We start from the raw sequence: 21,000 nt of genomic DNA on the forward strand, positions 1-21,000 counted from the left end.
TGCGGGCAGCAATTGAAATTTTTTTTTAAAAGATATACAAAACAGATTGTTATGCTGTTAATAAGGGCAATAAACAAATGCGTCGATCTGTGGATAACTTTATAGTGACGGACTTGAAAAAGGTCTGGCAAGCGGTTGAAATTTAGCCAATTTCACAGCCATTTCCGAGGCCGTTGACGAATTTTGCTAAGGGTTGCCTTAACTGGTTAAAATTTGCACATCCCGACTGCAATTTAGCAGCCGAGGCGTTATACTCGCCGCCTTGTTTTTACTTGATTCTGTTCCCGTTGTTTGAGGTGATTTGTGGATTTTCCGACCCGTTTCGATGTAATTGTTATTGGTGGTGGCCATTCGGGCACCGAAGCCGCGTTGGCAGCGGCGCGTATGGGCTCACAAACCCTGTTGCTGACCCACAACATTGAAACTCTGGGGCAAATGTCCTGCAACCCGGCCATTGGCGGTATTGGCAAAAGCCATCTGGTAAAAGAAATTGACGCGTTAGGCGGAGCCATGGCCCGTGCCACGGACAGGGCCGGCATCCAGTTTCGCGTGTTGAATGGCCGCAAGGGTCCCGCCGTGCGCGCTACTCGCGCCCAGACCGATCGCATTCTGTACAAAGCGGCCATCCGCGAAATACTGGAAAACCAGCCTAATTTGACTCTGTTCCAGCAGTCCGCCGATGATCTGATTGTGGAGAATGAGCGGGTAACCGGCGTAGTCACCCAGACCGGCATCCGTTTCCTGGGCAAAACAGTGGTGCTGACTACCGGTACGTTTCTGGGCGGCATAATACACATTGGTATGAAGAATCACGCCGGTGGCCGTGCTGGTGATGCTCCGGCCAATGCGTTGGCCCAGCGCCTGCGGGAGTTACCGTTTAACGTTGGCCGGCTGAAAACGGGCACGCCGCCGCGCATTGATGCCCGCAGCGTAGACTTTTCAGTGATGCAGCAACAGTGGGGCGATGACCCAGCGCCGGTTATGTCGTTTATGGGTTCCCGCGATGAACACCCACGGCAAGTTTGCTGTTATATCACCCGTACCACCGAAGAAACTCACGACATCATCCGCAGCGGCTTTGACCGCTCACCGATGTTCACCGGCAATATTGGCGGTGTTGGCCCGCGCTACTGCCCGTCTTTAGAAGATAAAGTAAGCCGGTTTGCCGACAAGAGCTCGCACCAGATTTTTGTCGAACCTGAAGGCCTGACCACGCATGAGCTTTATCCCAACGGCATTTCCACCAGCTTGCCGTTTGATATCCAGGTTAGGGCCGTTCAGTCGATTCCGGGTTTTGAAAAGGCCCACATCATGCGCCCGGGCTACGCTATCGAATACGATTATCTGAACCCGCAGGATTTACGCCACACCCTGGAAACCAAGTTCATTCAGGGTCTGTATTTTGCCGGCCAGATTAACGGTACTACCGGTTACGAAGAAGCGGCAGCCCAAGGCTTGCTTGCGGGCATTAACGCTGCACGGCAGGCGCAGGAAAAAGACGCCTGGTATCCGCGCCGTGATGAGGCCTACATTGGCGTACTGGTGGATGACTTAATCACCATGGGTACCTCCGAGCCTTACCGGATGTTCACCAGCCGCGCCGAATACCGACTCATTTTGCGCGAAGACAACGCCGACCTGCGCCTGACTGACAGCGGCCGCGAACTGGGCCTGGTAGACGACGAGCGCTGGAGCAAATTCAACGCCAAGCGCGAAGCCATAGGCACCGAGCGCAGTCGCCTGGAAGGCACGCGTGTGCATCCGAACACCGCTGCGGGTGAGCGTGCCAATCAGTATCTGAAGCAGCCTCTGGGCCGAGACCACACGTTGGCCGAGCTGCTGCGGCGCCCGGAAATAGTGTACGCTCACATTGCTGATATCGCGGAATATCGGGCCGATGACGCCGTAGTGGCTGACCAGGTTGAAATCGAGATTAAGTACGAAGGCTATATTTCGCGCCAGGCCGATGAGATTGAGCGCCTGCGCAAAAACGAGAACACCGCGCTGCCAGTCGATCTGGATTATGGAATAATTGGCGGATTATCCAACGAAATCAAGCAGAAGCTAGGAGTCGTGCGACCCGAAACTGTCGCCCAGGCGTCCCGAGTTCAAGGCGTTACACCGGCCGCCATAAGCCAGATTCTGGTGCATATGAAAAAGCGCGAATTGTTGCGCAAGCAGAGTGCGTAAATGGCACAGAATCCAGTATGGCAGCGTCAGCTTGACGAAGGCCTGGCGCAAATGGAGCTCAAGCTCGACGCCAGCCAACAGCGACAGTTGTTGGCATTTTTGGCTTTGCTGGCCAAATGGAACAAGGCTTTCAATCTGACCGCCGTGCGTGACGAGCGCGAGATGGTGTCGCGACAACTGTTAGATAGCCTCAGCATCTTGCCGTTTGTGACCACCCATCACTTGCTAGACGTTGGTGCGGGTGGCGGTTTGCCGGGAATTCCGCTGGCCATTGCCCTACCAGACATGCGCTTTACCCTACTGGACAGTAACGGTAAGAAAACCCGCTTCCTTAAGCAGTGTGTGCTGGAGTTGGGGTTGCGCAACCTGGACGTTATTCACAGTCGCGCCGAGGCGTATCAGCCCCGTGAGCTGTTTATCCAGATCAGCAGCCGTGCGTTCACCGCGCTGGACAATCAGGTGAGCTGGTGTGACCACCTGCTGGCAGGCAACGGCGAGTTTATTGCCATGAAAGGCCAGTATCCCGATGATGAAGTGGCTGCCCTTGGCCGTGGTTGGCAGGTAAACTCTAGCCATAGGCTAGCAGTACCCGGCGTAGAGGGTGAACGTAACGTGCTGATTATTGCCCGCAACGGACACCCACACTGAGGAATTCAGCAGCGCTGATCCTCTGACCGACAACCAATTCCGACACAGGAGGCAAGCGATGGCGCGCGTGATTGCGGTGACCAATCAAAAAGGCGGTGTGGGTAAAACCACCACCTGCGTCAACCTTGCCGCATCTCTGGCAGCGACCAAACGCCGGGTGCTGCTGGTAGACATGGACCCCCAGGGCAATGCCACCATGGGTAGCGGCATTGATAAAAACGCCCTGCAACTCTCTGGTTATGATTTGCTCACCAAGCGCGCCAGCGCCAGTGAGATCATCATTTATAACGAGATGGGCGGTTACGACATCATGCCGGGTAACGGTGATTTGACGGCAGCTGAAGTGGAGCTGATGACGGAAATCGGCCGCGAGCATCGTCTGCGTCAAGCCTTGAACCCGCTTCGTGACAACTACGATTACGTGCTGATTGATTGCCCCCCATCGCTGAACCTGCTGACGGTGAACGCGTTGTCGTTCGCCGATTCCATTCTGATTCCGATGCAATGTGAGTATTACGCGTTGGAAGGCCTGGCAGCGCTAATGAACACGGTGCAGCAGATTCAGGAAACGGTAAATCCTAATCTGCAGGTTGAGGGCATTCTGCGTACCATGTACGACCCCCGTAGCAGTTTGACGCGGGACGTGTCTGGTCAGCTCATCGAATTTTTTGGCGATAAAGTGTACCGCGTCGTCATTCCCCGTAACGTGCGTCTGGCGGAAGCACCCAGCTACGGCATGCCTGCCTTGAAGTACGACAAAGCCTCGAAAGGCGCTATTGCCTATCTGGCTCTGGCGGGTGAAATGGTTCGCCGGCACGGAGCAAAGAAAGCATCTGACGCGGTTGCGGTGTAAGATGCCGCCAACGCAAAATGCAATTTGATGGACATTAACGGAAACATTGGCTGACACCATGGCGGCGAAAAAACGAGGACTTGGGGAGCGCGGGCTAGGAGCCCTATTAGCAAATTCCCGCGTAAATCTGGAGCAGACACCGGCCAGCCAAGACGGCGAGTTGCGGGATATTGCTTTGGATTTGATTCAGCGTGGCCGCTATCAGCCGCGCCGCGACATGGACCCGGCAGCCTTGCAAGAGCTGGCCGACTCCATTCGCCAACAAGGCGTGATGCAGCCAGTTGTGGTGCGCCCTCTGGCCGCCGAACGCTTTGAACTGATCGCTGGTGAGCGCCGTTGGCGCGCCGCCCAGATGGCCGGCCTGGAGTCGATACCGGCTATTATCCGGGACGTATCAGACGAAGCGGCCATCGCTATGGCCCTGATCGAGAACATTCAGCGCGAAAACCTGAACCCCATCGAAGAAGCGTTTGCCCTGCAACGTTTACAGGACGAGTTCGGGCTGACTCAGGCTCAAGTGGCCGAAGCGGTCGGCAAGTCACGTACCACCATCACCAACTTGCTGCGCCTGATTGGCTTGACTGAAGATGTGCGACTGATGCTGGAACACGGCGATCTTGAAATGGGCCATGGCCGCGCCATGCTGACTCTGGCGCCAGAGCAGCAAATGCAGGTGGCCCGGCAGGTAGTTGCACGTTCACTATCGGTGCGCCAAACCGAAGCTCTAGTGCGCCAGCTGCAGCAGGAGAAGCCCGATAGCGGCACAGCGGCCAAGCCCAGGGTGGATCCAAATATCCGGGCTCTGCAGGACGATCTGGCCGAGCGTCTGGGCGCACGGGTGGCGATTAATCACGGTCAGCGTGGCAAGGGGAAGTTGGTGATTGAGTACAGTTCACTTGATGAGCTTGATGGCATTTTGGGTCACATCCGTTAAATCGTTAGATTTTTTGAACTTTCGGGCTCCCTCCAAAAGTATGATGCTGCTGTTATACACAATATATAGTGGCGAAAACTAAGCTAATGCCTATTTGTGTCGGATAAGAGCCAGACCCGGTTATTCTGCAGTTTCTCACGGTCTGTCGCGGTTTGGGTTTTGTTGATTCATGCACATTGAACATATACAATCTGCGGCGCTAATGTCAGTGTGCCTGTTCATTTTTCATGCGGCATCGATTAAAAGCATCAAATTCTAGGACAAACATGGCCAAACCAGCTCTGGGTGGCATTCAACGCCCGCCCATCGCACGATGGCTTGCAATAGAAAGTGTGGTGCTTGTCCTGGTCAGCCTGGCATTTTTATTACGTGGTCAGGTTTCTGGTTATTCAGCGCTTTTGGGCGGTCTCATTTTTTTGCTGCCCCACGGTTATTTTGCGTTTAAGGCATTCCGCTACTCCGGCGCGCGGTCTGCCAAAAAGATCATAAGCTCTTTTTATCAGGGTGAGTCCGGAAAGCTCATTCTGTGCGCCATCTCGTTTACGGTGGTGTTTAAATGGATTCAGCCGCTTGACGTAGCGGCACTTTTTTTAACATTTGCGATCATGCTGGTCGCCAACTGGTTCACGCCGTTTTTGGTAAACAGCACGCAGCGACGCTAACAGGACCTGAGAGAACGATATGGCAGGCAAAACCGCATCCGAGTATATCCAGCATCACCTCCAGAACCTGACCTATGGGCAGCTGCCGGTAGATTATGAGCGTTTTGACGGCACTGTGCTTTCTGAAAAATCCTGGACCATTGCACAAACATCCAAAGAAGCTGCCGATATGGGCTTCTGGGCGATTCACGTAGATACAATGGCCTGGGCTATCGGTCTTGGCGCACTGTTCCTGTTTGTGTTCCGTCTTGCCGCCAAGCGGGCAACCTCCGGGGTTCCCGGTGGTCTCCAGAACTTCGTCGAAGTGATGGTCGAGTTTGTCGATAAAAGCGTTAAAGAAACCTTTCATGGCAAGAATGCCGTTATTGCACCGTTGGCACTGACTATTTTCTGTTGGGTTTTCTTGATGAACCTGATGGATCTAATACCGGTTGATTTCATTCCGCATCTGTTTACTCTCGCAGGTTTCCCGTTCATGAAGATCGTTCCGACCACGGACATCAACGTGAGCCTGGGCATGGCGCTGTCAGTATTCGTGCTGATTATCTATTACAGCATCAAGATCAAAGGTGTGAGCGGCTTCGTGGGCGAACTTACGCTGCACCCGTTCTCATCTGACAATTTCTTCCTGAAGCTTGTGCTAATTCCGATCAACCTGCTGCTGGAAGGTGTCAGCCTACTGGCCAAGCCAGTTTCACTGGCGCTGCGTTTGTTTGGTAATCTTTACGCAGGCGAGCTGATCTTTATCCTGATTGCTCTGCTGCCTTTCTGGGCGCAGTGGGCATTGTCTGTACCCTGGGCGATCTTCCACATACTGATCATCACGTTGCAGGCCTTCATCTTTATGATGCTGACCATTGTGTACCTCAGTATGGCGCACGAAGACAGTCACTGATTTTGTATTGAAAACGTAGTTCTAAACCCCTAACCCTTAAACTGAAAAACTAAACTGAAAACTGGGAGTTATCATGGAAACTGTAGTTGGAATGACCGCGATTGCTGTTGCATTGCTGATCGGCCTGGGCGCACTGGGCACCGCTATCGGCTTTGGTATTCTGGGTGGCAAGTTCCTGGAAGGCGCCGCGCGCCAGCCGGAAATGATCCCGATGCTGCAGGTCAAAATGTTTATCGTTGCAGGTCTGCTGGATGCTGTAACCATGATCGGTGTTGGTATTGCACTGTTCTTCACCTTCGCCAACCCGTTTGTTGGCCAGCTTGCCGGTTAATCGAATCGCCACCGGAGTGTTCCGGAAAGGTGTTTTCTTACATAACAGGCGAGAGGTGAAGACGTGAACATTAATTTGACGATTCTTGGTCAAGCCATCGCGTTCTTTATCTTTGTTGTTTTCTGCATGAAGATGGTCTGGCCTCCGGTCATTGCCGCTTTGCAGGAACGACAAAAGAAGATCGCTGACGGACTTGCTGCTTCAGATCGTGCGGAACGTGACCTTGAACTGGCGCAGGAAAAGTCAGCTCAGGAACTGCGTGAAGCCAAGCAGCAGGCCGCCGGCCTTATTGAGCAGGCTAACAAGCGCGCTGCCCAGATTGTGGAAGCATCCAAGGATGACGCCCGCAAAGAAGGCGAGAAGCTGATTGAGCAGGCCAAGGCCGAAATTGTACAAGAACTGAATCAGGCTCGTGAGGCGCTGCGTGCAGAAATTGGCGTCATAGCCATTGCGGGTGCCGAGAAGATTCTTGAAACCTCTGTCGATGCCTCCAAGCACAACGAAATGTTGGAAAACTGGCGGCAGAACTTTAAACGACGAGGTTCATTATGGCAGACTGAGAACGCTGGCCCGTCCTTACGCAAAGGCAGCATTTTCTGTAGCCCGGGAGCACGACCAGCTTGCTGAGTGGCACCGGGTACTGACGATCGCCGGACAGGTTACTGCGATTAAAGACATTCGACAGCTTCTCGCGAATCCGGGTCTGGAAGAGCAGAAGAAGGCAAACATGATTCTGGAGGTTGCTGAAGCCGGCGACTCAGAACAGGTACGCAACTTCTTTGCCGTGCTGGCTGAAAACGGCCGGCTCGTTCTTCTTACCGAGATTGCAGCTCTCTTCGACACGTACTGGGCTAATCTGAAGCGCACGGTTGATATCGAAGTGACCGCAGCCTTTGAACTGACGGACGAACAGCAAAACAAGCTCGCCCAGGCACTCTCGAAGAAGCTCGAGCGGCAAGTATCACTCGTAGCGTCATTAGACAAGTCACTGATTGGGGGTGTGATTATCCGCACTGGCGATATGGTGATTGACGCATCTGTACGCGGAAAGCTGACTAAGCTGGCCGACGCTCTGGGCTCCTGATTTCAGCACAAGGTTTGAGGATATTGGCATGCAGCAACTGAATCCATCCGAGATCAGTGACATCATCAAGAAGAGAATCGAAAAACTCGATATCTCTTCTGAAGCAAAAAATGAAGGCACCATTCTGTCTGTAGCAGACGGCATTGTGCTTATCCACGGTCTGGCCGACGTTATGTCGGGCGAAATGATCGAATTCGCCAACGGCGAATTCGGCATCGCTCTGAACCTGGAGCGCGACTCTGTTGGCGCCGTAGTTCTGGGTGACTACGAAGATCTGGCCGAAGGCCAGAAAGTTCGTTGCACTGGACGTATCCTGGAAGTTCCGGTTGGCCCGGAACTGATGGGCCGCGTTGTAGACGGTCTGGGCAATCCTATTGATGGCAAGGGCGAGCTGGGTACCACCCTGACTGATGCGGTTGAAAAGGTCGCACCGGGTGTTATCGAACGTCAGTCGGTTGACCAGCCGATTCAGACCGGTATGAAAGCGATCGATACCATGGTTCCGGTTGGCCGTGGCCAGCGCGAGCTGATCATCGGTGACCGCCAGATTGGTAAGACCGCTGTTGCCATCGATGCGATCATCAACCAGAAGAATTCCGGCATCAAGTGTATCTACGTTGCCATCGGTCAGAAGCAGTCGTCGATCGCTGCGATTGTGCGCAAGCTGGAAGAGCACGGCGCGATGGATCACACCATCGTGGTCGCCGCAGGCGCGGCAGATCCGGCAGCCATGCAGTTTTTGGCACCGTATTCCGGCACCACCATGGGCGAATACTTTCGTGACCGTGGCGAAGACGCTCTGATTGTGTACGACGACCTGTCAAAGCAGGCTGTTGCTTACCGCCAGATCTCTCTGCTGTTGCGTCGTCCGCCAGGCCGTGAAGCCTATCCGGGTGACGTGTTCTATTTGCACTCCCGTCTGCTGGAGCGTGCCTCCCGTGTGAATGCGGACTACGTTGAAAAGTTCACCAACGGTGAAGTGAAAGGTAAAACCGGTTCTTTGACCGCGCTGCCGATCATCGAAACCCAGGCAGGTGACGTGTCGGCTTTCGTACCGACCAACGTAATTTCTATTACGGATGGCCAGATCTTCCTCGAGACCAACTTGTTTAACTCCGGTATCCGTCCGGCGATGAACGCGGGTATTTCGGTATCGCGGGTAGGTGGTGCAGCTCAAACCAAGATCATGAAGAAACTGGGCGGTAACATTCGTCTGGCTCTGGCTCAGTACCGTGAACTGGCAGCTTTTGCCCAGTTCGCCTCGGATCTGGACGAAGCCACCCGTAATCAGCTTGAGCACGGCCAGCGCGTTACCGAGTTGATGAAGCAGAACCAGTACAGCCCGATGTCTGTGGCTGAAATGGGGACCGTTCTGTATGCCGCTAACGAAGGCTTCCTTGATGACATAGATGTCACCAAAGTAGTTGAGTTCGAAGCACAATTGCTGGATTGGATGCGTGTCGAGCAAAAAGATCTGCTTGAGAAAATCGGTGCTGCCGGCAACTACAACGATGACGTTGCCGCTGGCCTGAAAGCTGCGCTGGAGAAATTCAAGACCACTCAAGCCTGGTAACAGCGCCGGCCCGCTGCGGCGGGCCTGTTTGTCCAAATGAGTGTCTAACTTGAAAGGGCAGTGACCTATGGCCATCGGAAAAGAAATACGTAATCAGATCGGCAGCATCAAGAGCACGCAAAAAATCACCAGCGCCATGGAAATGGTGGCGGCGAGTAAAATGCGCAAAGCTCAGGAACGCATGCGGGCAACTCGGCCTTATGCGGAAAAGATGCGCCAGGTAATTGGACATATTGCCAAGTCCAACAAAGATTATCGGCATCCGTTCATGCTTGAGCGTGAGGTGAAGCGTGTAGGCTACATCGTTATCTCTTCTGACCGCGGCTTGTGCGGTGGTTTGAACAGCAACGCGTTCAAACTTCTGGTGCGTGAAATGCGTGACTGGAAAAATAAAGATGTTGCGATTGATCTCTGCGCAATTGGGCAGAAGGGCGCTTCATTTTTCCGCAGCTACGGCGGTAACGTGGTTGCGGCTCTTACGCACATCGGTGACGCCCCCAGCGCGGAAGCTTTGATCGGTAACGTTAAGGTAATGCTGGATTCTTTCCGGGACGGCAAGATCGACCGGTTGTACCTGGTTAGCAACGAATTCGTCAATACCATGACGCAAATGCCGAAAGCACAGCAATTGCTGCCGCTGCCGGAAGGCAAGGAAGACGACATCGGTCACCAGTGGGATTACATCTACGAGCCGGATGCGCGCCCGATTCTGGACGCGCTGCTGCCACGCTATATTGAGTCCCAGGTTTATCAGGGAGTGGTAGAAAATCTGGCCTGCGAACAGGCTGCCCGGATGATTGCCATGAAGAGTGCTACCGATAACGCCGGTGACATTATTAAAGACCTGCAGTTGGTATACAACAAAGCTCGTCAGGCAGCCATTACGCAAGAGATTTCGGAAATTGTGAGCGGCGCGGCATCGGTCTGATTCGCCACAATCCTACTGGTATTATTGACTATGAAGATAGCGAGGAACCGAGCATGAGTAGCGGACACATCGTTCAGATCATTGGCGCGGTTATCGACGTGGAATTTCCACGTGATGCCGTACCCGGCATTTACGACGCACTGCTGCTTGAAGGTGGCGAAACAACTCTGGAAGTTCAGCAACAGCTGGGCGACGGCGTTGTACGTACCATCGCGATGGGCAGCACCGAGGGCCTGAAGCGCGGCCTGAAAGCAGAAAATACACACAAGCCGATTTCAGTACCTGTGGGCACCAAGACTCTTGGCCGCATCATGGACGTTCTGGGTCGTCCTATCGACGAACAGGGCCCAATTGGCGAAGAAGAGCTTTGGGCGATCCACCGCAAAGCACCCGGTTATGCTGATCAGGCTGCATCTGCAGACCTGCTGGAAACCGGCATCAAGGTTATCGATCTGATCTGCCCGTTTGCCAAGGGCGGCAAAGTGGGTCTGTTCGGCGGCGCCGGTGTAGGCAAGACCGTTAACATGATGGAACTGATCAACAACATTGCGAAAGAGCACTCCGGTCTCTCCGTATTTGCCGGTGTTGGTGAGCGGACTCGTGAAGGTAACGACTTCTACTACGAGATGAAGGACTCCAACGTTCTTGATAAAGTAGCGATGGTCTATGGCCAGATGAACGAGCCCCCGGGAAACCGTCTGCGTGTTGCCCTGACCGGTCTGACCATCGCCGAGAAGTTCCGTGACGAAGGCCGTGACGTTCTGTTTTTCGTGGACAACATCTACCGTTACACCTTGGCCGGTACCGAAGTATCCGCACTGCTGGGCCGTATGCCTTCCGCAGTAGGCTATCAGCCCACGCTGGCCCAAGAAATGGGTGAGTTGCAGGAGCGTATTACCTCCACTAAAAGCGGTTCCATCACGTCCATCCAGGCGGTATACGTACCGGCGGATGACTTGACCGACCCGTCACCAGCCACCACCTTCTCCCACCTTGACGCCACCGTGGTATTGAGCCGTGACATCGCTTCCAAGGGTATTTACCCGGCGATCGACCCGCTTGACTCCACCTCGCGCCAGCTAGACCCGCTGGTGATTGGCGAGCAGCACTACGCGGTTGCCCGTGGTGTGCAGAATGTTCTGCAACGCTATAAGGAACTAAAAGACATTATCGCCATTCTGGGTATGGACGAGCTGTCGGAAGATGACAAGCAGATCGTATCCCGTGCCCGTAAGATTGAGCGATTTCTGTCTCAGCCATTCCACGTTGCTGAAGTATTTACTGGTTCACCGGGCAAGTACGTGTCTTTGAAAGAGACTATCAGCAGCTTCGAAGGCATCCTCAATGGCGACTATGACGATATGCCTGAACAGGCGTTCTACATGGTCGGCACCATGGATGAAGCCGTCGAAAAAGCGAAGGCTATGAAATTGAAAGAAAGTAAGTAAATCTCTTTCAATTTCTGACCCAAGAGGCTTAGATAATGGCTATGACTGTACATTGCGACGTCGTAAGCGCTGAAAAGAAGATTTACTCCGGTCTGGTAGAGATGCTTATCGCTACTGGCTCCGAGGGTGAGTTGGGCATTCAGTTAGGCCATGCTCCGCTGCTGTCTGCGCTCAAACCGGGCGCTGTGCGGATCATCAAGCAAGGTGGTGAAGAAGAAATTCTTTATGTGTCCGGGGGCTACCTCGAAGTACAGCCGAATCTTGTCACCCTGATGGCCGACACCGCGGTGCGCGCGAAAGACGTCGACGAGGCCGCAGCATTGCAGGCCCAGAAAGACGCCGAAGCGACACTGGCGAATAAAACAGGCGAGTTTGAGTATTATCGTGCTGCCGCCGAGCTGGCAGAAGCCGCCGCTCAGCTACGCACATTGCAAAAACTGCGTAAGAACGTTCGTTAACAGCGTTCGGCAGGGCTCGCCCTGAACAAGCCGCATCCCGGCGTGGGTAGCGGGTGTTGTGTCACCATATTTGGTGAGTGCAACGCCTTCGCTCACTGCAAGGATGCGGCTTTTTTATTATATACATCTCCGTTTTATAGAGTCTGACCACAAAGGATGAGTTACCTCATGTCACCGCTGCACGTTGTTATTCTGGCCGCAGGCCAGGGCTCCCGGATGAAATCATCGCTGCCAAAGGTGCTGCACAAGGTTGCTGGGCGATCCATGTTGCACCACGTGATAGCGACTGCCAAGACCTTGGGCGCGGCGGGAATTCACGGGGTAATTGGCCATGGTGCCGATCAGGTAAAAGCCGCCTCTGCTGGCCATAAAGTCAGCTGGGTTATGCAGGAGCAACAGCTAGGCACCGGGCATGCCGTTGCCCAAGCATTGCCAGACCTACCAGATGATGCGCGAGTGCTGGTGCTCTACGGCGATGTACCGCTGATCACGGCGGACACGTTGCAAGGGTTGATTCAGAACCTGGATGACAAAACCCTTGGGCTGCTAACGGTCACCCTGGATAACCCCCAGGGCTACGGCCGTATTCTGCGCAACAGTGCAGGCCAGGTAACCGCTATCGTGGAACAAAAAGACGCCAATGTGGAACAGCTGGCGATTTGCGAAGTGAACACCGGCATCCTTGCCGTCAGTGCTCGCCATCTGAAAACCTGGTTGCCACAGCTTTCTAGTAGCAACGCTCAGGGTGAATACTACCTTACCGATATCATCGCCATGGCGGTGGAGGCAGGCATGACAGTCAACGTTGCTCAACCGAGCAATGCGTTTGAAGTACAAGGCGTGAATAACCGCGTGCAGCTGGCTGAGCTTGAACGCTGGTATCAAAGCCGCGAAGCCGAACGCCTAATGATAGAAGGAGCCACTTTGGCGGATCCGGCGCGGGTAGACGTGCGCGGTGAGCTCAGCATTGGTAACGACGTGCTAATTGACGTCAACGTGGTGTTCATTGGTAAGGTTACCCTGGGTAGCCATGTGTCTATTGGCCCAGGCTGCGTGATCACCGATGCGACCATAGCCGATGGCGCGCAGATTCACGCTCACAGCGTGATCGAGCAGGCCAGCGTGGGTGCCAACGCTCAGGTCGGACCATTCGCGCGCCTCCGTCCGGGTACACAATTGGCGGCCAACACCAAAGTGGGCAACTTTGTTGAAACCAAAAAAGCCATCTTGGGTGAAGGCAGCAAAATTAACCACCTGAGCTACATCGGCGATGCTACGCTGGGTGCTGGCGTAAACGTAGGTGCGGGCACCATCACCTGCAACTATGATGGTGTGAACAAGTCCCAGACGGTGTTAGGTGATGGCGTGTTTATCGGCTCCAACAGTGCGTTGGTAGCACCGGTCACTATTGGCGCTGGCGCCACTGTTGCCGCAGGCTCGACCATCACCAAAGATGTCGCAGAGCAAGAACTGGCAGTTGCCCGCGGGCGCCAGCGCAATATACCCGGCTGGCAACAGCCAAAAAAACACTGAGCACGATTACTTTTTACTGCTTTCCAGAATTTTTTTCACCGTTTTCACGACAATTTTTACGACCAACAGGACAAACAGCATGTGTGGCATTGTAGGTGCGGTTTCAGAACGGGACGTTCACGGCATACTTCTTGAGGGACTGCGTCGCCTTGAATACCGCGGGTACGATTCAGCAGGTATGGCCGTGATTGACTCCGCAGCACAGGTGCATCGCGCCCGCGAAGTCGGCAAAGTGGCTGCTTTGGCTGAAGCCATTGCTGCCAATCCGCCGGCGGGTCCTGTGGGCATCGCCCATACACGTTGGGCCACCCACGGTGCGCCCTCGCAGATAAATGCCCATCCACACATGTCTGGCGACCGACTTGCCATCGTTCACAACGGCATTATCGAAAACTATCAGGAACTGCGTGAGGAACTGAAAGCTGAAGGCTTCGAATTTACCTCGCAAACCGACACCGAAGTGATCGCCCATCTGATCGAGAAAAAATACCGCATCAACGGCGATCTGTATCAAGCGGTTAGCCAGGCGATCAGCCATCTGCGCGGCGCTTACGCCCTGGCGGTAATACACGCCGATGAACCCGATCACATGGTCGTGTGCCGCGAAGGCAGTCCGCTGGTGATTGGCGTAGGCATCGGCGAGAACTTCATTGCATCTGACCAACTTGCGCTGCTGCCGGTAACCGACCGTTTCATGTTTTTAGAAGAAGGCGATATGGCAGACATTCGCCGCGACCGCATGGAGATTCGCGACCGCGAGGGGCAAGTGGTAGAACGCACAGTGAGTCGCTTTGAACACGGCAGCGATTCCGCTGATAAGGGCGAATATCGCCACTTCATGCTGAAGGAAATCTTTGAGCAGCCGCGCGTCATCAAAGCCACCATGGAAGGTCGGGTCACAGCCAAAAAAGTATTGGAACAAGCGCTGGGAACGTCCGCTGGAGACCTGCTCAAGAACGTGCAACACGTACAGATTATTGCTTGTGGCACCAGTTACCACGCTGGCATGGTGGCCCGTTATTGGATTGAAGACCTGGCCGGTGTGCCCTGCTCGGTAGAAGTGGCTTCCGAGTTCCGCTACCGCAAGCATGTGATTCAGCCCGACACCCTGTTTCTGTGTATTTCCCAATCCGGTGAAACCGCCGATACTCTGGCTGCCTTACGCCAGGCAAAAAAAGCCGGCTTCCGGGCGGCGTTGGCCATTTGTAACGTGCCCGGCAGCTCGCTGGTGCGCGAATCTGATTTGGTGATGATGACCCAGGCAGGCCCGGAAATCGGTGTGGCTTCCACCAAAGCCTTTACCACCCAGCTCACCGCGTTGCTGATTTTCACTCTTGCGCTGGCGCGCCACAATGGCTTGAGCGAAGAGCGCGAAGCTGAAATCGTAGAGGCGCTTCATAGGGTGCCGGGGCAGGTCGAGCAAGTACTGGCTTTAGACAGCGCCATCGCCGAGATGTCTGGCGCCTTTATGGACAAGGTCCACAGCCTGTTCCTGGGCCGCGGCTCTCTGTTCCCGGTGGCGCTGGAAGGTGCGCTGAAACTGAAAGAAATTTCCTACATACACGCCGAAGCCTATCCGGCGGGCGAGCTCAAACATGGCCCGCTGGCGCTGGTAGACAGCGACATGCCGGTCGTCACCGTCGCCCCGAACAACGCTATGCTGGAAAAGCTCAAGTCCAACCTTGAAGAAGTCCGCGCCCGCGGCGGCGAGCTGTTTGTCTTTGCAGACTCTCAAGCCAATGTGAAGGCGGAAGAAGGTCTGCACGTTTTATCACTGCCGTCGGTACATGAGGTTACTGCGCCCATCGTTTACACAGTGCCTTTGCAGTTGCTGTCGTATCACGTTGCCGTGCTTAAAGGCACGGATGTGGACCAGCCTCGCAATTTGGCGAAGAGTGTTACGGTGGAATAAGCCTAGCGGGACACTCTCGATATCTGTCAGAGGACATTAAAGTTTGATAAGTACTAATAAAGTCTGATAATTTACATTAAAGTTTGATAAAAATAAGCCTCCTGCTATTCTAAGTCTAGCAGGAGGCTTTTTTTATGGCAGATACTAATAAACCCATCGATCCGAAACACGAAAGGCTGCTCAAAACCCGTGGTCGGGGAGCAGGAAAAGACTATGAACCATTCATTAAGGTTCATGAGCTCAGCAGTCAGGGTGAAAGTGTTCGAATTCGAAGTGCTTCGGTCGGTCGAGTGCATCACCTGCTATCTGGTATAGAACTTTATGCCTTCCTGATTTTCGATCAATTTGAGAAAACCATCGATATCCGTGAACAATATCCCCTGCCAATCGAGGACACTCTCGATATCTGTGCTCGCTTGGGTATTCGTCATCCTCAGGTCCGTGGCTTTCTGACCGTCGTTTCAACCGATCTTTTGATCGACCTGTCTTCGGGTAAGCAACTGGCGATTGCCGTCAAACCCTCATCAGAACTATCAAAGCTAAGAGTTATGGAAAAACTCCAAATTGAAAAAACATTCTGGGAAGCTCGCGGAATCGAATGGAGGATTTTCACACAGAGGGAAGTAACTGATGGTATGCGAGAAAATCTGCTCTGGATCCAGCCTTACCTAAATCCGGACATGACCAATCACCAAGAGCTGGGCGTTGCAGACGTGCAGGATCTTTTGTACCGGCTGGAGCCGTACCCCCAAGCCAAGGTGACACGGCTGTGCGCAAAGCTCGACGACCAATATGAACTAGACCCCGGGTTTCATTTGAGCATCCTCAGGCATGCGGTGGCCTACCGATTCATACGGGCTCCTTTAGATAAAGCGTTCCACAGCTGGACCTATGGAGACCTCGCACTCAGAGAAACAGTGCCAGTCGCCGGGGTGAATAATGCTTCTTAATCAAGTTTTCAGCGATCCCTATACAAATAGACGTTACAGAGTCGTTCTTGAGCACCTGAGTGACTTAATGCTGATAGATGTAGATAGCGAGAAAGCCTGGCCTTTCCAAATCTCAGAAGAAGAATTCCATGCAGCTGGATATGAATCTATCTCTGACCCATACCCTTTGGTCAGTGTCGAAGAGGGCAGCGTTGGCGCGGCAAGACGGGACGAAGCCTGGAGTACCATTAGCCCTTTACTTGGCGATTATGCGCTGATGTTCATCAAAAGTGAGCGTAATCGGCTGATAAGCCAGCTCCTAATATCTACTGATAAGCCGAGACTTTACATCACTCGCCAACTTCGGCGTTTCTGGCAAAGGGGAATGGCACCAAATGCTTTGGCATCGGATCACCATAAATGCGGAGCCGCTGGGCGGCCAAGGCGCGAAATTGAAAACAAAGTTGGGCGAAAGCGAACGGTTTCTCCAGGGGTAGGTGTACCAGTAACAGAGGAGGTAGCGGAGCTGTTTCGCATGGTGCTCGATGGCTTTTATCTGACGAATGAAAAGGTGCCGTTGACTGCGGCGAAGGATAAAGCTGTTGGCCTCTTTAAAGCTCGATATCCCACTGCCACTGAATCGGCGGTGCCCACACTGAAGCAGTTTCGGTATTTTTTTAAGACTAACTATCAGAATAGCGTAGTCGCGCGGAAGCGAACTCCTGCACGAATTTACGAAAAAGATATGCGAGCGTTGACAAGTACGTCAGCGAATTTGAATTTTGGCCCGGGAGCACGATACGAAATCGATGCGACGATCGGTGATCTTTATCTCGTGGCCGAAGATGATCCTAACGTCATCATCGGTCGACCCGTTTTGTACTTCGTCAAAGATGTGTTCAGCCGAATGGTGGTTGGCATGTACGTGGGCCTGGAAAACCCCTCTTGGGTGGCCGCAATGCTGGCGTTGAGTAATTCCTTTAGTGACAAAAGGGCCTATTGCCGGGAATACGGAGTGGATATCCGAACAGAAGATTGGCCCAGTATCGGCATTCCTGCGGGGATGATGGCCGATAGGGGCGAACTTCTATACCGCCAAGCCGATGTGCTGGTTAACAGGTTTGGCGTGCAACTGAGTAACTCACGGGCCTACCGAGGTGATGACAAAGCGATCTGCGAGCGGTTCTTCAACACAATTCAGAGTCAGTTCCGGCCTTACGTGGGTGGTGTAGTGGAGCCGATGAATGGCAAGAAGCGCATCGGTAAGCGCTATGAATTGGATGCAGTTCTGAATATTTCTGAATTCACAAAAATGCTGATCAACTTGGTTGTTGTCTATAACACCCAACATGTTATTGAAGGCTATGACCTTGCGCCCGATATGCCAGTAGATCTGCCATCAATACCGTTGGATCTATGGAATTGGGGAATCCAGAACCGCACCGGCAAGCTCCGGTCATGCGACGAGAATTTAGCTCGAATTAACCTTTTGCCCTATGAAATTGGAACAGTGTCTCAGATGGGCATTACCCTCAAAGGTCTTGTTTATACTTGTCGGGAAGCAATTACAGCAGGTTGGTTTGATCGGATCCGCCAGAACCGGCCATCAAAAGTTGAAGTCGCCTTCGATCCCAGGCGAACCAATACGGTCTATCTGAGACCCGACAAAACGTTTGAGAATTATTGGGTGTGCGAACTTTCGGACAGAAGTCGCAGATTTCGCGATATGAGTTTTATGGAAGCCGCTGGGGTGCTCCAAGCTGTGGGCCGTACGAAAGCGACCGCTCGACAGGCTGAGGATTATCGAAAGCCAGATTCACTGGCCGCCGTTGAAAAAATTGTTGCGACTGCCAAGAAGCGACAAAAAACCAATAAGTCATCTGCCAGTGATTCGGCACGACTCCGTGGAATACGGGACAATCGCGTGACAGAAAAAGAGACCGAAAGGGATCAAAGTGCTATTAAAAATGATAGTCAGGTCAAGCGAGATCGCCCAGCCGATATAGTGCCTTTCCGCTCTCAAAAACCGCATCCAAATGAGAGCATAGACTACCCCGATTTGGATGCTTTCTTGGAGGACGATGATGATTAAGTTGCCACTCGCCGAGTATCGAGAAGCAGAAATCCGGGAATATGAAGGGCATCCACTGATTAATGCTTTGCCTCCTATTAACTCACCGCAGGCTACTGCGAAGATGCTAGGTCGCTTCCCGAGCGTAGATGAAGCTGAAAAATTATTGCCAGCCCACATTCGACGTCATGCAATGATGCGAATTCTGGATCAATTTCTGTATCCAACCAAATCCCATCTTCAGTTGGAGCAAATGATTTCGGGCATGATTCGCCGTGGGTATCTGAGCCGGAATATCGCTGCGTCTGATTACCACCGTAATCTTGATGATGTGGCACGTACTGACTTCACAGCAATCTTACGAAACGCCGGTAATGAGGCGTTGGTCAGTTCTGTCATTGGATGTTCTGGTACCGGTAAGACAACGGCGATAGAGGCTATCTTAAGGAGTTATCCGCAAGCGATTTACCATCCTGACTACCAACATTGCCAGCTTGTTTGGTTAAAAGTGGAATGCCCCCATGATGGCTCAGTGAAGAGTTTATGTACCCATTTTTTCCGAGCTATTGACGATGCGCTGGGTACGGATTACCAAGCGCTCTATGTGAAAAGTAGATCTTCTGCAGAGTCTATGCTGGGAGACGTTGCTCGTGTGTCTGCGCTGCATTCAGTCGGCGTGCTCGTCATTGATGAGATTCAGCACTTGGAGAAATCCCGGTCGGGAGGTGCGGCCCAGATGCTCAACTTCTTTGTTACTCTGACCAACGTGATCAAAGTACCAGTCCTTTTTATCGGGACGCCCAAAGCTCTAGAGCTTTTTCAGCCGACTATGCGGTCGGCGCGAAGGGCGGCTCAGTTTGGCAGTCTGGAATGGGGGCGGTTTGCACGCACCGAGAATACGGGCAGTGATGAAGAGTGGGAAAGATTCTTCAAGCGACTATGGAAGCTGCAGTGGTTTGAGCACGCGACTCCTTTCACTGATGAAATGATGGACTTGTTCTGGGAGTACACCCAGGGTATTGCGCACATAGCCGTTGCTCTTTTCTATCTCAGCCAAGTAAGAGCAGTTGTGTCGGGTCGGGAGTCGATAGATCGAGCGATCGTAACCAAGGTCTACCAAGAAGAGCTTGCGATGATGCATCCGATGATTGCCGCTTTACGAAGTGGCCGAGAAGCAACGATTCTTCAATTCGCTGACCTTGATATACCCAGGGAGGCGCTGCGTGTTCAGAGTGCTTTGCAGAAAGCTTCGCATCTGCCTGTTGATCAAAAAACACAGACTGATGCTCAGAGCTCCAAACTGGAGCGTCTGATTGCGATATTAGGTCAGATGGGTATTGGGGAAGATATTGCGCCCATTGTTGCTGAGCAGGCTCTGGAGGAGCGGCCAGATGAGGATTTATTCTCGTTAGTGGCTCATATTAAAAAGCTGGAGGAGAAGACTCCGGGGCAGCCTGAAATCAAAGCCAGTTCTCAGAAAAAAGAGAAGTTGCGCCCAGTTTACTTGAAAGATGACCTTCGGTTGACCCGGGATGACGATTCTGAGGCGACATACCGAAATTTGAAGAAAAGTGGTGTGGTTATTGAGCTATCGGCTTATCTTTGAGGGCGCAAGATAGAATTCCCGTATACCCGTTTTTCGATCCATCTAGTCTTGACTGAAGACTCCCTGGAGCAAGAGCAAGCGGCCACCGGGTTCGCTGTAAGCGCCAATAAATCAGCACCTACATTCCGGCTCGCCGATTACACACATTGACTCCTCACCCATTCCATGAGGAATCAGCATGACCCCAACCGAACGAGCGCACGTCTGGCAGCAGCATATCACTGACTGGGAAGCCTCCGGCGTGTCCGGCAGCGCTTACTGCAAACAACAGTCGCTGGTTTATCATCAATTTGTTTACTGGCGCCAGAAGCTGGCTCCGACTGAAGGCTCTCCAAAGCAGGATCAAGCGGCCACCGGGTTCGCTCGGGTCGTTTCTGCTCCTAGCGTTGGCATCTGCGAAGCCGACGACTTGACGGTGTCACTTCCCGGTGGTGCTTCCATCACCGGTTTACACGCCGGCAACATTGAGTTGCTGGGCGCTGTTTTGAGACAGCTGTGATGCGCCACCGATATTTACGCCCGTCCTTGTCGTTGCCAGAGATTTATCTGTACCGGGCGCCCGTTGATTTCCGTAAGCAGGCCCAGGGCCTGGCAGTCTTGGTTGAACAGGAACTGGGCCACAATCCGTTTACCGGTGCGCTTTATGCCTTCACCAACAAGCACCGAAACAAGATCAAATGTCTGATGTGGGGAGACAACGATTTTGTGCTCTATTACAAATCGTTGGCGGAGGAGAAATTCAAGTGGCCGAAGGCCTCAGATGAGCTGATGGGTAACCATCCATCAGACCTTTAGGCACTCCTACTCACCAGTTCTATTTGTTTAGACCTGAAGCAAGTGTGAGAAAATTAATGCACTATTTTTCAATAGGTTAAATTTTTACTATTTCTAGAGGGGGTGATTATTGATTGAGCTCTCTATCTATTTATCGTGACCTAAAATCCG

19 protein-coding genes and 1 pseudogene are annotated in these 21,000 nt (G+C 53.0%); all 20 read left to right on the plus strand.

Translation table 11 applies throughout. The features are described from left to right. The first annotated feature begins 303 nt into the window (after positions 1-303). The 20 genes and pseudogenes from mnmG to tnpB all read left to right on the plus strand — a co-directional run bounded on the left by mnmG (position 304) and on the right by tnpB (position 20,850). Positions 304-2,190: a tRNA uridine-5-carboxymethylaminomethyl(34) synthesis enzyme MnmG gene (gene mnmG / locus MELB17_RS15670; protein ID WP_007351272.1), complete on the plus strand. Its 1,887-nt coding sequence runs from the start codon at positions 304-306 to the stop codon at positions 2,188-2,190. Next, positions 2,191-2,838: a 16S rRNA (guanine(527)-N(7))-methyltransferase RsmG gene (gene rsmG / locus MELB17_RS15675; protein ID WP_007351273.1), complete on the plus strand. Its 648-nt coding sequence runs from the start codon at positions 2,191-2,193 to the stop codon at positions 2,836-2,838. 58 nt (positions 2,839-2,896) lie between these two features. After that, positions 2,897-3,691, plus strand: a complete 795-nt coding sequence (locus MELB17_RS15680) for a ParA family protein (protein ID WP_007351274.1) — start codon at positions 2,897-2,899, stop codon at positions 3,689-3,691. Between the two features lie 58 nt (positions 3,692-3,749). Continuing rightward, entirely contained in the window at positions 3,750-4,625 is an 876-nt protein-coding gene (locus tag MELB17_RS15685; protein ID WP_007351275.1) for a ParB/RepB/Spo0J family partition protein, read from the plus strand. Positions 4,626-4,891: 266 nt separating this feature from the next. Next, complete coding sequence (locus MELB17_RS15690) at positions 4,892-5,287, plus strand: F0F1 ATP synthase subunit I (protein ID WP_007351276.1); 396 nt, start codon at positions 4,892-4,894, stop codon at positions 5,285-5,287. A 19-nt stretch (positions 5,288-5,306) separates the two neighbouring features. Then, complete coding sequence (gene atpB / locus MELB17_RS15695; RefSeq protein ID WP_007351277.1) at positions 5,307-6,182, plus strand: F0F1 ATP synthase subunit A; 876 nt, start codon at positions 5,307-5,309, stop codon at positions 6,180-6,182. A gap of 73 nt (positions 6,183-6,255) precedes the next feature. Next, a complete protein-coding gene (gene atpE, locus MELB17_RS15700; protein ID WP_036185081.1) occupies positions 6,256-6,513 on the plus strand; it encodes a F0F1 ATP synthase subunit C in 258 nt (85 codons plus the stop codon). Positions 6,514-6,576: 63 nt separating this feature from the next. After that, positions 6,577-7,046: pseudogene (locus tag MELB17_RS15705) on the plus strand (F0F1 ATP synthase subunit B). A gap of 23 nt (positions 7,047-7,069) precedes the next feature. Beyond that, on the plus strand, positions 7,070-7,597 hold the full coding sequence (locus MELB17_RS15710) for a F0F1 ATP synthase subunit delta (RefSeq protein WP_036185096.1): 528 nt from the start codon (positions 7,070-7,072) through the stop codon (positions 7,595-7,597). A 28-nt stretch (positions 7,598-7,625) separates the two neighbouring features. After that, complete coding sequence (gene atpA / locus MELB17_RS15715) at positions 7,626-9,170, plus strand: F0F1 ATP synthase subunit alpha (RefSeq protein ID WP_007351281.1); 1,545 nt, start codon at positions 7,626-7,628, stop codon at positions 9,168-9,170. A 67-nt stretch (positions 9,171-9,237) separates the two neighbouring features. Further along, positions 9,238-10,098 (plus strand): F0F1 ATP synthase subunit gamma, encoded by an 861-nt coding sequence (gene atpG / locus MELB17_RS15720; protein WP_007351282.1) that lies wholly within the window; start codon positions 9,238-9,240, stop codon positions 10,096-10,098. 53 nt (positions 10,099-10,151) lie between these two features. Then, entirely contained in the window at positions 10,152-11,546 is a 1,395-nt protein-coding gene (gene atpD / locus MELB17_RS15725) for a F0F1 ATP synthase subunit beta (protein WP_007351283.1), read from the plus strand. Between the two features lie 35 nt (positions 11,547-11,581). Then, on the plus strand, positions 11,582-12,004 hold the full coding sequence (locus MELB17_RS15730; protein ID WP_007351284.1) for a F0F1 ATP synthase subunit epsilon: 423 nt from the start codon (positions 11,582-11,584) through the stop codon (positions 12,002-12,004). Between the two features lie 168 nt (positions 12,005-12,172). Further along, positions 12,173-13,537 carry a bifunctional UDP-N-acetylglucosamine diphosphorylase/glucosamine-1-phosphate N-acetyltransferase GlmU gene (gene glmU, locus MELB17_RS15735; protein ID WP_007351285.1) on the plus strand — a complete coding sequence of 455 codons (1,365 nt, stop codon included), beginning with the start codon at positions 12,173-12,175 and terminating at the stop codon, positions 13,535-13,537. Between the two features lie 79 nt (positions 13,538-13,616). Beyond that, positions 13,617-15,449 (plus strand): glutamine--fructose-6-phosphate transaminase (isomerizing), encoded by a 1,833-nt coding sequence (glmS, locus tag MELB17_RS15740; RefSeq protein WP_007351287.1) that lies wholly within the window; start codon positions 13,617-13,619, stop codon positions 15,447-15,449. A gap of 134 nt (positions 15,450-15,583) precedes the next feature. Next, a complete protein-coding gene (locus MELB17_RS15745; protein WP_007351288.1) occupies positions 15,584-16,399 on the plus strand; it encodes a heteromeric transposase endonuclease subunit TnsA in 816 nt (271 codons plus the stop codon). Further along, the gene (locus tag MELB17_RS15750) at positions 16,389-18,470 is read left to right on the plus strand and encodes a Mu transposase C-terminal domain-containing protein (RefSeq protein ID WP_007351289.1); all 2,082 of its coding nucleotides are present in this window, start codon (positions 16,389-16,391) and stop codon (positions 18,468-18,470) included. The genes MELB17_RS15745 and MELB17_RS15750 overlap by 11 nt, the downstream gene beginning before the upstream one ends. Then, a complete protein-coding gene (locus MELB17_RS15755; RefSeq protein ID WP_198136500.1) occupies positions 18,460-20,055 on the plus strand; it encodes an ATP-binding protein in 1,596 nt (531 codons plus the stop codon). The genes MELB17_RS15750 and MELB17_RS15755 overlap by 11 nt, the downstream gene beginning before the upstream one ends. A gap of 178 nt (positions 20,056-20,233) precedes the next feature. Further along, complete coding sequence (gene tnpA / locus MELB17_RS15760) at positions 20,234-20,554, plus strand: IS66 family insertion sequence element accessory protein TnpA (protein ID WP_007351291.1); 321 nt, start codon at positions 20,234-20,236, stop codon at positions 20,552-20,554. Next, complete coding sequence (gene tnpB, locus MELB17_RS15765) at positions 20,554-20,850, plus strand: IS66 family insertion sequence element accessory protein TnpB (RefSeq protein ID WP_007351292.1); 297 nt, start codon at positions 20,554-20,556, stop codon at positions 20,848-20,850. Before tnpA ends, tnpB begins: the two co-directional genes overlap by 1 nt. The last annotated feature ends 150 nt before the right edge of the window (positions 20,851-21,000 follow it).

It is taken from the genome of Marinobacter sp. ELB17 (assembly GCF_000169375.1).
GTDB lineage: Bacteria > Pseudomonadota > Gammaproteobacteria > Pseudomonadales > Oleiphilaceae > Marinobacter.